General features: G+C 43.1%; 11 protein-coding genes. 2 read left to right on the top strand and 9 right to left on the bottom strand.

Annotation, left to right across the window (positions count from 1 at the left end; genetic code table 11):
* Window positions 1-281: 281 nt before the first annotated feature.
* From A6J60_RS02305 to A6J60_RS02265, 9 genes are all read right to left on the bottom strand, one after another.
* A complete protein-coding gene (locus A6J60_RS02305) occupies window positions 282-1,490 on the bottom strand; it encodes a sugar transporter (RefSeq protein ID WP_227526034.1) in 1,209 nt (402 codons plus the stop codon).
* A gap of 208 nt (window positions 1,491-1,698) precedes the next feature.
* Complete coding sequence (locus tag A6J60_RS02300) at window positions 1,699-3,336, bottom strand: BCCT family transporter (RefSeq protein ID WP_096064564.1); 1,638 nt, start codon at window positions 3,334-3,336, stop codon at window positions 1,699-1,701.
* A 492-nt stretch (window positions 3,337-3,828) separates the two neighbouring features.
* Window positions 3,829-4,533, bottom strand: coding sequence for a fumarylacetoacetate hydrolase family protein (locus A6J60_RS02295; protein WP_096064563.1), 705 nt, complete (start codon window positions 4,531-4,533; stop codon window positions 3,829-3,831).
* Window positions 4,534-4,628: 95 nt separating this feature from the next.
* Window positions 4,629-5,267 carry a maleylacetoacetate isomerase gene (gene maiA, locus A6J60_RS02290; RefSeq protein ID WP_193778008.1) on the bottom strand — a complete coding sequence of 213 codons (639 nt, stop codon included), beginning with the start codon at window positions 5,265-5,267 and terminating at the stop codon, window positions 4,629-4,631.
* Window positions 5,268-5,525: 258 nt separating this feature from the next.
* Window positions 5,526-6,713, bottom strand: a complete 1,188-nt coding sequence (locus A6J60_RS02285; protein ID WP_096064562.1) for an acetyl-CoA C-acetyltransferase — start codon at window positions 6,711-6,713, stop codon at window positions 5,526-5,528.
* Window positions 6,714-6,884: 171 nt separating this feature from the next.
* Entirely contained in the window at window positions 6,885-7,508 is a 624-nt protein-coding gene (locus A6J60_RS02280; RefSeq protein WP_096064561.1) for a class I SAM-dependent methyltransferase, read from the bottom strand.
* 11 nt (window positions 7,509-7,519) lie between these two features.
* Window positions 7,520-9,559 carry an SH3 domain-containing protein gene (locus tag A6J60_RS02275; protein WP_096064560.1) on the bottom strand — a complete coding sequence of 680 codons (2,040 nt, stop codon included), beginning with the start codon at window positions 9,557-9,559 and terminating at the stop codon, window positions 7,520-7,522.
* 295 nt (window positions 9,560-9,854) lie between these two features.
* Entirely contained in the window at window positions 9,855-11,141 is a 1,287-nt protein-coding gene (locus A6J60_RS02270) for a WG repeat-containing protein (RefSeq protein ID WP_096064559.1), read from the bottom strand.
* A 515-nt stretch (window positions 11,142-11,656) separates the two neighbouring features.
* Window positions 11,657-12,547: a bile acid:sodium symporter family protein gene (locus A6J60_RS02265; protein ID WP_096064558.1), complete on the bottom strand. Its 891-nt coding sequence runs from the start codon at window positions 12,545-12,547 to the stop codon at window positions 11,657-11,659.
* Between the two features lie 175 nt (window positions 12,548-12,722).
* On the opposite strand from A6J60_RS02265, the gene A6J60_RS02260 reads away from it, so the two are divergent.
* Together A6J60_RS02260 and A6J60_RS02255 are read left to right on the top strand one after the other, a co-directional pair.
* Window positions 12,723-13,814: a glycerol dehydrogenase gene (locus A6J60_RS02260; protein ID WP_096064557.1), complete on the top strand. Its 1,092-nt coding sequence runs from the start codon at window positions 12,723-12,725 to the stop codon at window positions 13,812-13,814.
* Window positions 13,815-14,169: 355 nt separating this feature from the next.
* Window positions 14,170-16,629 carry a copper-transporting P-type ATPase gene (locus A6J60_RS02255; protein ID WP_096064556.1) on the top strand — a complete coding sequence of 820 codons (2,460 nt, stop codon included), beginning with the start codon at window positions 14,170-14,172 and terminating at the stop codon, window positions 16,627-16,629.

The following is a 16,629-nucleotide window of genomic DNA, read 5'->3' as shown; positions in this document are numbered from 1 at the left end:
TACTAATATTGATTTTGATATGTGGTATTTGAGATAAAACTGAATAACAAAGACAGCGTGTAGAGGGCAGTATGGGGGGAAGAAGGTAAGTAAGAGGAACTAGAGAGATAAGAGAAATAACAAGAACAAGAACAAGAACAAGAACAAGAACAAGAACAAGAACAAGAGTAATAACTGGGAAGAGAGAAACAACTTTGAGCTAACCACAACAGTGGCGGTTAATAAAGTCTCTGTTAAAAAACGAGTTTAGGATTAACCGCCAGTGGTATTAGGTTGCTAAGCTAATAACGATGAACCAGTGCTTTTCTCATCACCAATACCAACAGTATCGCAAAGCTGACAAAGGCGGCACCGACGAAGCCAATGCTGGATAATGATAAATGAGTCACCGCATAACCGCCAACAAAGGCACCGGTGCCAATGCCTAAGTTGATAATGCCCGAGAACATTGACATCAGCATATCTTGGGCGTGTACATCAATAGCCAACACTTTTCCTTGAATGGAGATAATCAGAAGCATCAATGCGGTTCCCCAAAATAGCGCATTAATACTCAGTACCGTCACCGAGTGAACGCTGGCAAGCAAGGTCAACATGGAGACGAGCATGATGATGGTTGACCCAATCATCAACGACGTATCATGCCGATCGCCCCAGCGCCCAAAGATAATACTGCCAATGACACCTGCGCCGCCAAATAGTAATAACACCCAAGTGGCATAGTTCTCACTAATGGCACCTATCTCACTCATAAACGGCTCGATATAGGAGTAGGCGGTATAGTGGGCAGAAAACACAATAAAGCACAGCAAATATAGGCCGATGAGTACAGGGTTCTTTAATAACTCTGGGACCTTGTTAAAAGAGCCTTTGAACATACTAGGTAAGGTTGGTAGCAGCTTGGCCTGAAGCAAACACACCAGTAAAGCGACCATGCCAATACCTGCAAATGTTGTTCGCCAGCCAAACCACTGACCGATTAAACGCCCAATAGGCACGCCTAATACCATGGCCATTGAGGTGCCGGTTGCGACCACGCTGAGCGCCAGTGCTTTTTTGCCTTTGGGTGCCACACGAATGGCAATGGCAGCGGTAATCGACCAAAATATCGCATGCGCAAACGCAATACCGACCCGGCTAATGAGCAGTACATTAAAGCTCCAGGCAAAGTATGACAATATGTGACTGACAATAAACAGCGCAAAGATACCCAGTAACAAGCGTTTGCGCTCAAAATTGCGGGTGAGCAACATTAACGGCAATGACATCGCCGCCACAATCCAAGCATAAATGGTCAACATCCAGCCGGTCTGTGCAGTGGTAATGGCAAAATCTTGCGCAATATCTGATAACAAGGCCACAGGTACAAATTCAGTGGTATTCATCACAAAAGCACTGACGCCCATTAACATCACTTGGATGTATTGGCTGCGACGTGAAATCTCGGGAGTATCAGGTGTTGAGTCAGGCATTTGGGTTTGATCTGTCATAACTATCGCTCAAAAAATGGTCGCTCGAAAAACTGTCGCTCAAAAAGAAAACACCTTATTGTGGGATTATGCTGTGCGTATCGCCAGCGCTTCACAATAAGGTGTGTTAACAAGAGGTGTGGTTTGAATAATTGCTAACGATTGAAAGTTAACTATTAAACTATGAAACCAACATTAAGTCGTTAATATTGACTAAAACAGGCTTAGTTTAATACTTTTCTAACTCATCGAACAACCATTCACGCGCTTTATAAATACGTCTTAGGCCCAGCACTAGGCTAAAGCACATTGCCAGTAAGACGAAAGTAAAGGGTAGGCCAGTACTCACCGAACCTGATTGTAATGACGTTAAAGCAGCTTCACCACCACCGTATAACAATGCAATGGCAATCAGACCTTGGGCTACTGCCCAGAATACACGCTGCATCACAGGTGCTTCAAGCTTACCACCAGCAGTAATGGTATCAATTACCAGTGAACCTGAGTCTGATGAGGTAATGAAAAATACCAACACCAGCAAAATAGCGATTAACGAGGTAATCATACTCAGTGGTAGATTGTTCAGCATCTGGAATAAGGTCAATGAGGCATCTGATACGCCTTGAGATAGCTCGCCCACTTGGTTTTGATATTGGCTTAGACCAGTTTCACCAAAGACGGTCATCCAAATCATAGTGACTAAGGTTGGGGCAATCATTACTGCTCCCAAAAACTCACGAACGGTGCGACCTTTTGAGATACGGGCGATGAACATACCCACAAATGGTGACCAGCTGATCCACCATGCCCAATAGAATAAGGTCCAACCATGATAAAACTCAGTATCGGTACGGCCAACTGGATTCGATAATGGCAAGATATGAGTCACATAATCAACACCCGTGCCGAACACTTTACCAATCAGTTGAATCGGGTTAGATACCAAGAAGATAAATACCAACAGTAGTAGCGCCACTAACATATTAAAGTTAGACAGCACTTTAACGCCGCCATCTAGGCCACGGAATACAGATAGGGTTGCCAAGAAAGTCACCACCGCAATGATGATCATCTCGACCACGTTCACCCCTAAATCTAGGCCAAATAGGTACTTAAGACCACCGGCTGCTTGCTGTGCCCCTAAGCCCAATGAAGTGGCTAAGCCAAAAATGGTCGCTAATACCGCTAGGATATCAATGATATGACCTGGCAGACCCCACGTTCTTTCTTTAAAGATAGGGTAGAACACCGAGCGTAAGGTCAGTGGAAAGCGAAAGTTAAAGGCAAATAAAGCCAATGACAATCCAACAGTGGCATAAATGGCCCAAGGATGTAAGCCCCAGTGATACATGGTCGCACCCATAGCCGCACTAAAAGCTTCTGGGGTGTTAGGCTCGACGCCCAAAGGTGTGCCCGCCCAACCACTGGCATAGGCTAGTGGCTCAGCGACTGACCAAAACATCAAGCCAATACCCATGCCAGCTGCAAATAACATGGCGACCCAAGACAAACGACTAAAGTCAGGGGTTGCGTTAATACCGCCAATACGGATATTGCCGTATGGGGAAATGATTAACAATAAACAAAACAATACGAACACATTACTGGCACTAACGATGAGCCAATCGAAGGTATTAACTACCCAGCTTTTGGCACCGTTTAATAAGGTATTGGCCATCTCTGGCATAACCAGGGTAAAAACCACAAAAGCAAGAACCAGTAACGCTGTAATACCAAAAACAGGGTTATGGATATCCATCCCCATCACTTCAATATTATTCTCACCCACTTCGTGATCTGTGGTGTATAGACGCTTACGGAATCGAACCAGTAGCGAATGGGGGATTTTTTCAGGTCGTTTACTCATAATATTGTCCTATGTAAAGTTTATAAAACTCGAGCAAAATGGATCTGCTGATATTTACTACCTTTATCAATATTAGAGTAGCTTTAAGTTATAAATTAAGGCTGTGTAGATTAGCGCCGTTACAACGAAAGCTAATGTTGAGTTTGATAAAGCGGTTTGATAGCAACGGCTAGTCCTATGACAGTCGTTATCATGATAACGGTCATATATGTAGCAGCTATTAAACGTCAATTATTGAACTGTGCGTGTATTTGTTAGCAGGACTTGCCTAACATACGCAAAATTAGAATCACATTCTACTAGGGGAAATAAGCCGGTTATCCTAACAAATGACACAGTGATGTCAAATTTAGATAACAAGCGGTAACAATTTGAGTGGATTTTTAACACAAAAAAGCCAAACATTCTGATGAAAGGAATGTTTGACTTAATCATCAGTAACGGCTATAAAAAAACAGCTATAACTATAAGAAGCAGCTAACCGTAAGGCTATTATTTGATATGAATGGTAATACTACTTAGACCATCAATGGTCGCAACCATAGTATCTCCAGCTACCACAGGGCCAACGCCCTCTGGTGTACCAGTCATGATCAGATCACCTGCTTTTAATTCAAAAAGCTCTGATAAGCGTGAAATAATCTCAGCAACTTTCCATGTCAAATGGTTAATATCACTTAGTTGACGTGTCTCACCATTGACTGTCAACTTAATATTACCGGAATTGATTTCACCAGAGTCGGTTATCGGAGTCACTTCTCCTACTGGCGCAGAATAATCAAAAGCTTTGCCAATTTCCCACGGACGCCCTTGCTCACGCATGGTTGCTTGCAAATCACGGCGAGTCATATCCAATCCGACCGCATAGCCGTAAATTAGGTCGTTTGCCGCTTCAATCGATACGTTTTTACCGTCTTTACCGATAGCAACAATCAGCTCAACCTCATAGTGATAGTTTTGGGTTAAAGACGGGTAGGGTAAATCAACCTCGCCATTGGCAGCAACAGCAACCACAGAATCAGCGTCTGCCTGCTTGCAAAAAAAGAACGGCGGCTCACGATCTGGATCTGAACCCATTTCACGAGCATGAGCGGCATAGTTACGCCCCACGCAATAAACACGGCGCACTGCAAATTTATCCTCCGTGCCTTTCACATCTAGGGCAGCGGGCTTGGCAGGTTCAAAAACGTATGACATAGACGTTCCTTAACGTACATTCAAATAAAGTAGGCTAAAACTAAAGCGATTGCTTAGCACCTATTACTTAAGACTTAGAATCTATTGTTTTACACCTAGAAAGCATCGATTTGATTGGCAGGCTCAGCTTTAATAAACGGCTCTAGGCTGCGGCAATGGCTGTCAATGGCGACAATATTAGGATAAGGGGTTAAGTCGACCTCAAAGCGGCGCGCTGAAAATACTTGTGGAATCAGATAGCAGTCTGCCAAGGTTGGCGAATTGCCATAACAAAAATTACCACGCTCTTTATCTTGCTCAAGCTCTTTTTCTAGAGCGCTAAAGCCATCATTAATCCAGCGCTGACACCACCGTTTGACTTGCGCTTCATTTAGACCAAGCTCTTTTCTTAAATAGACCAAAATGCGTCGGTTGTTAATCGGATGGATGTCACAGCCAATCAAGGCGCTAAGCGCTCGTACACGGGCACGACCTTTGCTGTCTTGTGGCAATAACGGAGACTCTGGGTAAGTTTCTTCCAACCATTCTAATATGGCCGGGCTTTGAGTCATACGCGTGCCATCTACCTCTAACACCGGCACCAAGCCTTGCGGATTAATGGCTTGAAACTCTGATTCTAAATGCTCAGCTTCAAGCAAATTCACCGCAATATATTCATAATCGAGCCCTTTTAAGTTAAGCGCAATACGAGTACGGTGTGAAGTGCCACTGCGGAAATATCCATAAAGTTTCATAATAACCTGTCCTTGTTTTGATGTTTTAGTTTCAATTTTTGGTATCGAAATTTGGTTTTCTACTTTAGTCCTGATCTTGATATAGGCTCGATATAGCATAGTCGCTATATCAGTATTTAGGTAGACGATTTGCTTTATATTTTTGCAAATGACATCTACCAGTTGCTAAGTTTGTTATACCTAGCTTAGCAAACTCAGTTTAATAATAGCCAAAGTCGATTATAGCGACAGACGATTATAGTTACAGCTGCTCAATAGTTATAACCGCTCAACAATAGTCACATTGGCCATGCCGCCACCTTCACACACTGCTTGTAGCCCATATCTACCTTGAGTACGCTGTAGGGCACTAACCAGGGTTGTCATTAGCTTTGTACCGGTTGCGCCCAGTGGATGACCCAAAGCAATGGCGCCGCCATGTATATTTAATTTATCAGGATTGGCATCCAATGCTTGCAGCCACGCCATCGGTATCGAGGCAAAGGCTTCATTGACCTCATATAAGTCTATCTCATCAAGGGTCAAACCTGTTTTTTGAAGTGCACGCTTGGTCGCAGGGATAGGACCTTCTAGCATGATAACAGGATCATCGCCTAACACACTGATATGATGAATACGCGCCAATGGTTTGACACCGAGCGCTTTTAATCCGCGCTCATTAACGACCATGATGCCGGAAGCACCATCACAGATTTGACTGGCCGCCGCTGCTGATATTTTACCGCCTTCTTGAATCAATTTTACCTGACTAATTGAGTCTAAGGTTGCATCAAAGCGAATGCCTTCATCAACACGATGCAATTCAGAGGGTTTATCTTGTGAGTCATCGTCTGCTGTTTTAACCGCCACGGGTAGAATCTCGTTGTCAAAATATCCTTCACGGGTGGCAGTAATGGCCTTTTGATGGCTGGCAAGCGCAAAGGCGTCAATATCTGATTTGGATAGATTGTATTTATCAACCAGCATCTCAGCCCCATCGAACTGGCTAAATACTGCATTGGGATAATGCACTAGAATTCCTGGGCTTATGTAGTCGCCATAGCCATTTTTTTTGGGTAACCAATGGGGTAGACCCATCGGCACTCGGCTCATGCTCTCAACGCCACCGGCGATAACGATATCTTGGGTGCCAGACATGACCGCTTGCGCAGCAAAGTGCAGAGCTTGTTGTGATGAGCCGCATTGACGATCTATTGTCGTAGCTGGCACAGTTTGAGGCAGCTTGGAGGCGAGTACCGCAGCACGCGCCACATTGGTTGACTGTTCTCCTGCTTGACTGACACAACCTAAGATCACATCATCAAGCAAGCTGGGGTCGACACCTGTGCGATCGACCAAGGCATTGAGCACTTGTGCCGCCAAGTCTACTGGATGCCACCCGGACAAGCGACCTTGGCGACGACCGCCCGCAGTACGAACCGCTGCTACGATATAAGCTTCTGACATACAACACTCCCTGTAGTATTTTATAACATTGATTGGATTAAATTAGCATCCTTCATACTATAACTGTCATCGCTAGTACTGCAATCACTATCGCTGTAACTGTCGGTCAAGGCTAGGGGTAAAGTTTATATTGTTTAATCACACTCTTGGCGACAACAGTTGATGTGTGGCTTAAGTTCTCAATATGACATTAAGCCAAGGCTGCTGTTGTTGCTGACGCAAATCTTTCGTGTTCCAGATTTCATATTCTTCTGGCATGTGCGTCAATGAGGAGATAAGTTGCGCCAACCGTTCTTCATTGATATCACAAAAAAATCGGCCATGTTCATCAATACGTTCACTGTCACCATGTTTGAATGAAGCATACAGTATGCCGTCTGATTTTAAAGTGCTTAATAAAGAGTCGAGTAGCTTAGGTAGCTGTGCAAAAGGAACATGTAGTAGTGAGGCAGATGCCCAAATAGCGGTAAATTGCTGCTGCCAAGGCTGATTGTCAATGTCCTCAAAGCTCAGAGTCATCCAATCGACGATATCTGCACCATAGTGGTGTTTTGCATGTTCAATGAACAGCGGGTTGGCATCTATGGCGGTCACCTTCATCGCCAGCTTACTGGCAAAGTAAAAGCTGTCCCGCCCAGAGCCGCAGCCCACATCAAGGATGCGTTGTGGGCCTAGGTGAAAGGGTAGACTTTCAATAAACCAATCATAGAAAGGAGTCATATTGATGCTTTTGGTTTGCTCAATATAGTCCTCTGTGTTGGCCTGATAGTAGCTTAGGGTGGATTCTTGGGTCATATATTAACTTCTTAGAACCAGATATCTGCTTCTTCATCATACTCCAGACCAGCATCATAACCGCCTGAAGCACCATACACAGGTTCTAGTATGCTTTCAGCAATCCAGCCGATTTCGCCATTGGTTAACTCAAAGCCCATCCATCTGCCTATTTTGCTGTCATTAGAGCCAACATACATATACGGACAAACGATTTCACCTTGCTGAATAACACCAAGCACATTGCCTTCAGCCTTTCGAGCACTGGAACGGACATTAGCGCTAATAGCAGATACCACATACTGTGCTTCATTTGCTCGAATATCACATGCTGAGTAAACCACTGGTTTTTGTTGTGCCGTGAGCACGCGATTCGACATCCAGCCTCGGACGCCCGTGGTTGTGGCAACATATACCCAAAGTCTTTCGCCATCATTGGTTACTGGGGCAGTGGTTTTTAAAACCCTGGTGTTATATTCTAGCTCCGCGACAACTGGGGCGTTCAAGCTTGGTCGTTGTCTTACATTCGCTCGAATAGTTGAGACGTATAGCGAGCGATTTGTGACTTTATATTCAGTGATGGGGAGAGCCGTTGATTGTTGCTCTAATTCATCATAGTCATCATCATAGCGGCTTTGTACTTCAGGGACGACGGGGTCACTGTAGTCAATGTCATCATCGTCGCCATTGTCGTCACTTGAGCCGTCTGTCACAGGCGTGAGAACATTGGTGTCGTATTCAGCCGAATCGGTTTCAGCTGCATTGTTAAGTCCAGGCTCAGGTTCTGAGTTATCCTCTGATGATTTGTTAGCAAATGCAAAATAAGCAACAATCCCAATCGCAATAATAGCAATAACAATGATGGCCGCATTTTGTAAGTTATTCTTCTTTGTTGCTGCTGCCGTAAACGGCGAATTTGGTTGAAGATAGACGTTATCAGGATCAACAGAAGAGGGCGTTAAATCGGAAGGAGTGCCGCTAAGTGAATCCTTTGACGTAGCCGTTGGGATAGGCTTGGTAGTATTAATTTTAGACAATAGAGCTAAGTTTGGTTTCAGCCCATGACTATCATCACTTATTAATGCAGATAAGTTCTCTAGCCATATGTGAGGTGTCGGTCGTTCGTCTTTAGTGTCTAGCTCGAACGCCAATTGAAACAGCTGTTTTAGCTTAGGATTCAATGCGTCAAAGCCTTGGTGAGCTGCTGGTATATTGTACAAAATGGCTTTACCTTTGCCATGTACAAATAGGCCTTTAGAAATTGTGGTTAATAGTATTTGTGATTGATTAACACTGTCCGTTAAATTGGTCAAAAAAGGATGAATTCTAAACATCAGCTGATAGAGGATAACCGCTAAAGAAAAGCGTTCGATCGCTTCTGTTTTTGTACCATAAGTGGTCTGTTCATCGAGCATTTCTGGGGGTGTATAAGCCACTTGCCGCTGCGTAGCAACAGTAAGGCTGTCCTGATTTTGTTCGTTGGTTAAGTCAGGTTCTGCTGTTAGCGGGGTGATTGGCTCGAGGACTAACTCACAGTCAACCAACGAAACCTCTCCGTCAGTGGTTACCTTAATATTATTTGGCGTAAAGCTATCGAAGCTATATTGGTTTAACTCAACGATAGGGCTCAAGGCTTGGCAGATGTTTAAGCAGGTTTTGATTCTTAAATCATAGCTGTTTTGGGTATTATGAACAAATAACCGCCAATCTCCGGTTAACGACGTATCATTAGTGAGCAGCATCTGTAGATCACTACTGTTGTCGAGCACCTGAGGTACCATATAACCGACGAAGTTCTGATCGGCATCAAACACACAGTGTAACGGCCAACAGATTTTTGTATTTTCTGATGGGTTTAACGGCGGCTTGTTCCGTATCATGTATTCTATTTTTGCTTGATATGCCGCATTTTTGAGTGTTGCCTTTAATTTTTTAAAGTGCAGGTTGGTGATACTAAAACCGGCGACACTATTGATACTGTATAACTCATAGTTATCTGAAGTTGATATTTTTTCAACGGTTTCAAACTCAACTCTTTGTCCATTAGGGCTTTGGTAGTAATAAGTTGTCATAATAACTCTTATTAAAGTAGTCTGTTCGGAGATTAAGGGGTGAATGTTGTTAAATGTCGCCTGAGTTCATGTATGACGATTTAAACTTATTTATTATTGCTACAGTCAATTCATTATGAATACAGTGCAGTTTTTTTAGCACCAATATTTCTTTAGAGCGCATATTTTTTTAACTAGCTAGCTATTCATTTTAGTTGCTTACACTAATCATAAAGCAAAAGCGGAATGAATTTTTACCATTAGAGATAATCACATTCGCTTTTGCCTATATTAAGCTTGATGACGGGTGCGATTGCTATGCTTTTACGAGACCCAAAGCCCACTCGAAAAGACTCTTAACTTTATCCATTAAGGCACTCATCGGACTTTCTGAGTCTTCACTACTTTCTTCAACTTTTTCTTCAGTTTTTTCTGGGTAGACAGGCTCGACGCGTTCACCTTGTTTATTAATGTAGTAATAGTCATTATCCGCCATCACATAGACTTGATCATTTTCAAATACGCCGATGGTGTTGTAATAAATAAAGGGTATCACGGTTTCACCTGCTTTATTGATAAACCCGTAATGACCATTCATAGCAACTGAGATGAGACCTTCAGAAAATCCAGCATGCAATGAGTGAGGATGAACATCTTCAAACTTAGGAGGAATAACCATTTCTCCTGCTTTATTAATAAATCCCCACTTTTCGTTGACCCAAACTGGTGCAAGGCCTTCTGAAAAACTACCTGCTTGTTTGTAAATAGGGGGGATAACCTCTTTGCCAGATTTGTCAATAAAGCCACTGAGTCTTTCGTAATCACCAGATTCAATAGTGACTTTAGCTAGCCCATCAGAGAAGTAGTCCACGTCATCATATTTAAAATCAACTTTTACCTTGCCGTCGGTATCAATAAAGCCCCATTTATGGCCTTTTTTGGCACCGATTAAGCCGTCTGTGTAGTAGCTATTCATACGAGAGTAGATAACAGGGATTGTTTCCTCGCCATCAAGATTGATTAGGCCATAGCGTTCGTTTTGTTCTACTTGAGCAAAGTCGGTGTTATAAATACCTGATTTAAATATGATGGGGCTATCATATTTAGCCGCTACGATTTGTTTGCCTTCTTTGTCAATGACACCCCATTTCTCACCTGATTTAAAGCTGGCGCGTCCATTACTAAACTCTTTAACTTCGCTATAACCATACGGAATGACAAGCTCGCCTTGCTTATCGATAAAGCCCCACATTCCATCTTTTGCAACAGCGGCTAGACCGTCAGAAAAGGCTTGCGCTTCATCGTAAGCGTAATCAATAACCGTTTCATTAGAGCGGTTGATATAACCCCAGCGACCATTATTTTTAACAGCGATCAGTCCTTCCTCAGGGTAGCCAATTTCTTCATATTGAGTCGGGATGACAATATCGCCTTTATAGTTGATAAGACCTTTTAAATCAGAGTACTGATCAGGAACGACAGCAACACCATTAATTAAACAGGTAACTTCATAATTGTTTGGAAGTTCACAAGCCAAGCCCCAACTTAATGAGCTTAAGGTCATAGAGGAGATTAACAGAGCAGTAGAGGTTAATTTGCGCATATGCCATTATTCCATGTGACTAATAATATTAATTACATAACCTTTAATTTTAGCATGATTATTAATTTATACTCTATTTACACAGTGAATTAATGCTTAAATATAACGGATAAAACAACAATGATTGCTATGCGAAGAATTCACTAATCCTTAAAACCTATATTTGATTCATCTGGATCTAAATTTAATACATTAACAGCCCTAAAAAAATATCAAATTAAAAAATAAAAAGCCTTAAGCAGCTCGCTTAAGGCTTTTTTAAAACGATTAAACTTGGATTTGTGGATAGGCTTTTAGCCAGTGGCTATGTTAGTTATTTTATTTTTAGATAAATAGGTTTTTATTGATGTTAAAAGAGGGGTGTGAATATAGAGTCATTAGGGCTGCATTTCAGGTTTAGGTTAGATCATAAGAGGTTGGAGTGTGAGAACAATAGGCGTAAAAAAGCCCCCAGTTTGAATACTGGGGGCGATTATTAAGCGATAAGGCGTTAACCTAGTTTTCGATATTGGCTGCTAAGCTTTTTTATCTGCTATCTGACCTTGCTGTTTGTAGCGATAGCCTTGATAAAACACAAAAGGCAACACGATAAAATTCATCAACACCCCATAGATAGCAGACGGCATTGCAAAAGCAGAGAGCGCATCGGTTTGGCTCAATAAGCTGGCAAGTGCAATACCCATCGCGCCATTTTGTAAGCTGACTTCAATGGCAATGGTTTTGCGGGCAGGGGCGTTAAGCTTAAATAGGGTAGAGATAAGTAGGCTTGAGATTAATAACATCAACGCCATCAGCAGCACTAATATTCCAATTTGAGTGATTTGTGACACCATAAGAGTCCAGTTGCTTACCGTTGCACCAATCACCATGATGCCAAACAACACATTGGCTACTTGCTGAATCCGATTTTGCCAGCGATCAATAAACGAAGGAAAGTAATGACGCGCGCTAATCCCAAGCAGCACAGGGATAGTGGTGATAAATAGCACACGCAGCGATAGCGACGCCATCGAAAAATCAACCGGTAACTGATTAAAAAACAGTGGATACAAAAACTGAACCCATAACGGCACTGTCAAAATGGCGATAATACTGGTGATGGCAGTCAGTGAAATAGACAGAGCGATGGTGCCGCCCGCATACCAACTCATCATATTACTGGTGATACCGCCAGCACAGATACTCAGCAGCATGATACCAAAGCCTAGATCAGCAGAGGCGCTGCCGGTCAAATTAAAGGCAATCACCAACATATAAGCGATAAATGGCACAAGCAGTAGCTGCATCGCCAGTCCTAGAACCAGTGCTTTTGGATTAATCAGTATTTGCTTAAAGTCTGAAAGCTGAGTTTGCAAACCTAGAGCAAACATAATAAAGGCTAAAAATAGCGGCAAAAGCTGAAACATAATGTCTCTCTATTTGGTAACAATAAGTAGGTAAAGTAGGGCGTTATATTATGACATCAACCTCGAGGCGATTTATACAGAATACAGATAGAACAGCCGTGATGTCAGTAATATAATATTAAAATACATGTTTTAAACCGCTAACATTTTAGATTTTTAATGACGGAGGTCAACAATGACAAAAATTATTAACTCTCCCAGTAAGTATATTCAAGGCAATGGCGAGCTTTTGAGGCTTGCTGATTACTACAGCATGGTCGGTGAATCAGGGGCTTATATTTTGGTCGATAAGTTTGTTTATGACAACTTTAAACACAACATCGAAAAAAGCTTCCAAGACAATAACATAAACTACCAGTTACAAATATTTGGTGGTGAGTGCACCAAAGAAGAGATTAACAGCAATATTGAATTATTAAAACAAAATCAATGTGATGCGATTATCGGCATTGGCGGCGGTAAGACGTTAGATACAGCCAAAGCGGTCTCTTATTATGCCAATGTTGCCACCCTTATCGTACCGACCATTGCCTCAACCGATGCACCCTGTAGTGCCTTATCTGTAGTGTATACAGCAAATGGTGAGTTCGATGAGTATTTGTTTTTAAAGTCTAATCCTAATATGGTGATTGTTGATACCAGTGTGGTGGTCAATGCGCCAGTGAGACTATTGGTTGCTGGTATCGGTGATGCTTTAGCCACATATTATGAAGCCAAGGCTTGCGAAACATCCAACGCAAAATCTATCGCTGGCGGTAATACCACCAAAGCGGCGATGGCGATTGCCAAATTATGCCTAGAGATATTATTGGAAGACGGTTACAAAGCCAAGCTGGCGGTCGAAAATCAGGTTTGTACCAAAGCGGTGGAGAATATTATTGAGGCCAACACCTATCTAAGTGGCGTCGGCTTTGAAAGTGGTGGTTTGGCAGCAGCACACGCCATTCACAATGGTCTGACCATCTTAGAAGAGTGTCACCACATGTATCATGGCGAAAAAGTGGCGTTTGGTACCATTGTTCAGTTGGTGTTAGAGAACAGAGAATTGGCTGAGATTGAGCATATCATCGAATTCTGTCAGTCGTTAGGCTTGCCTACGAACTTAGAAGATTTAGGCCTTAAGGACGTATCTAAAGAGAGACTGTATGAAGTTGCAAAAGTAAGTACTGTGCCTGATGAAACCATCCACAATATGCCATTTGAAGTGACCGCAGACGATGTGTACGCTGCCATATTGACGGCTGATAAGCTGGGCACTTTGCTGTAGTAGGCTATTAATTATAGTAGAGTAGTCGTTACAGTAACTACTTAATCAATTTATTAACTGGCCAATTATTTAACTACCTACCTAACTAACTAACGCTAAGGTCTGAACATCAGGCCTTAGTTTTTTGTAAATATTAATAACCCGTTTAATGAATTTTTGAATTCTATAAATCCCATCTTCACTGATCGACACTCGGTTTATCGTAAAAGTTTCAGCAGACCTTGACTGTCTTTTATCAATAAGCAAACCCTCAAACTATTGGTTCCTTTCATTATTATCATACGCATTCACAACTGAGACATCTCCCTCATTGGGTTAACCTTTATTCTCTAGTGACACATTAAGGAGCAGTTTCATGAATCATCATTCTAATAAACACCCTAAACCACATGAGCATCATGAAAACAGCAACTATGACCGTGTACCCGAAAACTATACAGGTACTGTCTATGTGTGTCCGATGCATCCTGAGGTCAGAGATATAGAGGACAGTGGTTGCCCGATATGTGGCATGCATTTAAAGCCTGAGCAGGAGATTGAGGCAGAAGGTGATTCGCACGCACACGAACATGGCCATAACCATGACTCGCATCACGGCACAGATACACCTAGCAGTGGTGAGATTAAAGATAGTCAATATAATCTTGTGCCTGAAGGTTATGACAGAACAGTTTATACCTGTCCGATGCACCCACAAGTGCGAGATATCAAAAACAGTAGCTGTCCAATATGTGGTATGGCACTCGAGCCCGAAACGGTATCACTAGAGGAAGAAGATACTACAGAGCTTGATAGTATGACTCGGCGCTTTTGGCTATGTACCGCGCTCACCATTCCGCTATTTCTTATCGCCATGAGTGAGATGGTCGGTATCAATCTTAATAGTATGCTAAACAGCTATGGTATCTCAAACACAGCACTGAATATCATTCAATTAATCCTTGCCACACCTGTTGTGGTGTGGGGTGCTAAACCTTTCTTTATAAGAGGTTGGCAGTCGATTAAGACCATGAAGCTTAATATGTTCACCTTAATTGCAATAGGTACGGGCGCTGCCTATTTGTTTAGTATTGTTGCGACCTTCTTTCCTGATATCTTCCCACCCAGCTTTAAAGATCATTCTGGCCAAGTGGGTGTTTATTTTGAAGCCGCCGCTGTTATTACCACCTTGGTATTGCTAGGGCAGGTGTTGGAGTTACGAGCGCGCAGTCAAACCTCAGGCGCGATACGTTCACTGTTAGAGCTTGCACCGCCGACTGCCAGACGAGTCGATGATCAAGGTCAAGAAGTTGAAGTCTCGCTTGAAGAGGTCAAAACAGGGGACAAACTACGCATAAGACCCGGTGAGAAAGTACCTGTTGATGGCCGAGTCATTGATGGTGACAGCCGTGTTGATGAGTCCATGGTGACCGGTGAGCCGATGCCTGTTTCAAAGTCAATTGATGACAGCGTCACTGGCGGTACGGTTAATGGGACAGGCACATTGCTGATTGAAGCGGTCAACGTTGGTCAAGACACCGTATTATCCAAGATTGTGCAGATGGTGAGTGAGGCGCAGCGCAGTCAAGCACCGATTCAAAAGCAAGTCGATAAGGTGTCGAGCTGGTTTGTGCCTGCTGTCATCATATCTGCCATTATTACCTTTATTGTGTGGGCAATCTTTGGGCCAGACCCAGCGCTGGCTTATGCGCTTGTGAATGCGATTGCGGTGCTTATCATTGCCTGTCCTTGTGCCTTAGGCTTAGCCACACCGATGTCAATCATGGTTGGTACTGGTAAAGGCGCTCAACATGGAGTGCTAATCAAAAACGCCGAAGTATTAGAGCGGATGGAAAAGGTCGATACCATTGTTGTCGATAAAACAGGCACATTGACCGAAGGCAAGCCCAAATTAACCTCGATTGATGTCAGCTCAGGCTGGCAAGAAGAGGAGGTTCTGGCCTTGGCTGCTGCTGTTGAGGCATCGAGTGAGCATCCGCTTGCTGCGGCCATCGTTGAGGCTGCCAATGAGCGTAACCTTAAACTATCGACAGCGACAGACTTTGATTCTATTACCGGTGAAGGGGTCAAAGCGACTGTAAATAACAAAGAGATTGCGATTGGTAATGACAAACTGATGAAGCGCTTGAACAGCTATGATTCAGCATTGTCTAAACAGGCCGACAAGCGCCGTGCTGATGGTGAAACGGTGATGTTTGTGGCGATTGATAATACGTCTGCCGGCCTGATTTCTGTTTCTGATCCTATCAAATCCAGTACCAAAGACGCCATTGATTTGCTGCACAGCGAGAATCTAAAAGTCATTATGCTAACTGGTGATAATGAGGTGACCGCTCAAGCTGTTGCCAGAAAGTTGGGAATCGATGAGGTGCATGCAGATGTATCACCTGAAGATAAAAACCGCATTGTGCAACAGCTTCAAAGTAATGGAAGTACTGTGGCGATGGCAGGCGATGGTATTAATGATGCGCCAGCCTTAGCCCAAGCCACAGTCGGTATTGCAATGGGTACAGGGACAGATGTAGCGATGGAAAGCGCTGGCATTACCTTAGTCAAAGGCGACTTAATGGGAATTGCTAATGCACATAAGCTAAGTGAAGCGACCATGAAAAACATCAGACAAAACCTGTTTTTCGCCTTTGTTTATAATTCGCTTGGTATCCCTGTTGCTGCTGGTCTGCTTTATCCTGTGTTTGGTTTGCTATTGAGCCCAATGATTGCTGCTGCGGCTATGAGCCTATCATCTGTGTCAGTGATTGGTAATGCCCTGAGATTGCGTGGTATGGACTTGTCGCTGGATGCTTCGAATAAATAG

The sequence above is a fragment of the Psychrobacter sp. FDAARGOS_221 genome (genome assembly GCF_002313155.2).
Classification (GTDB): Bacteria; Pseudomonadota; Gammaproteobacteria; order Pseudomonadales; family Moraxellaceae; genus Psychrobacter.
Note: the sequence above shows the minus strand (reverse complement) of the source record. Positions and strands in the feature narration are given on the sequence as shown.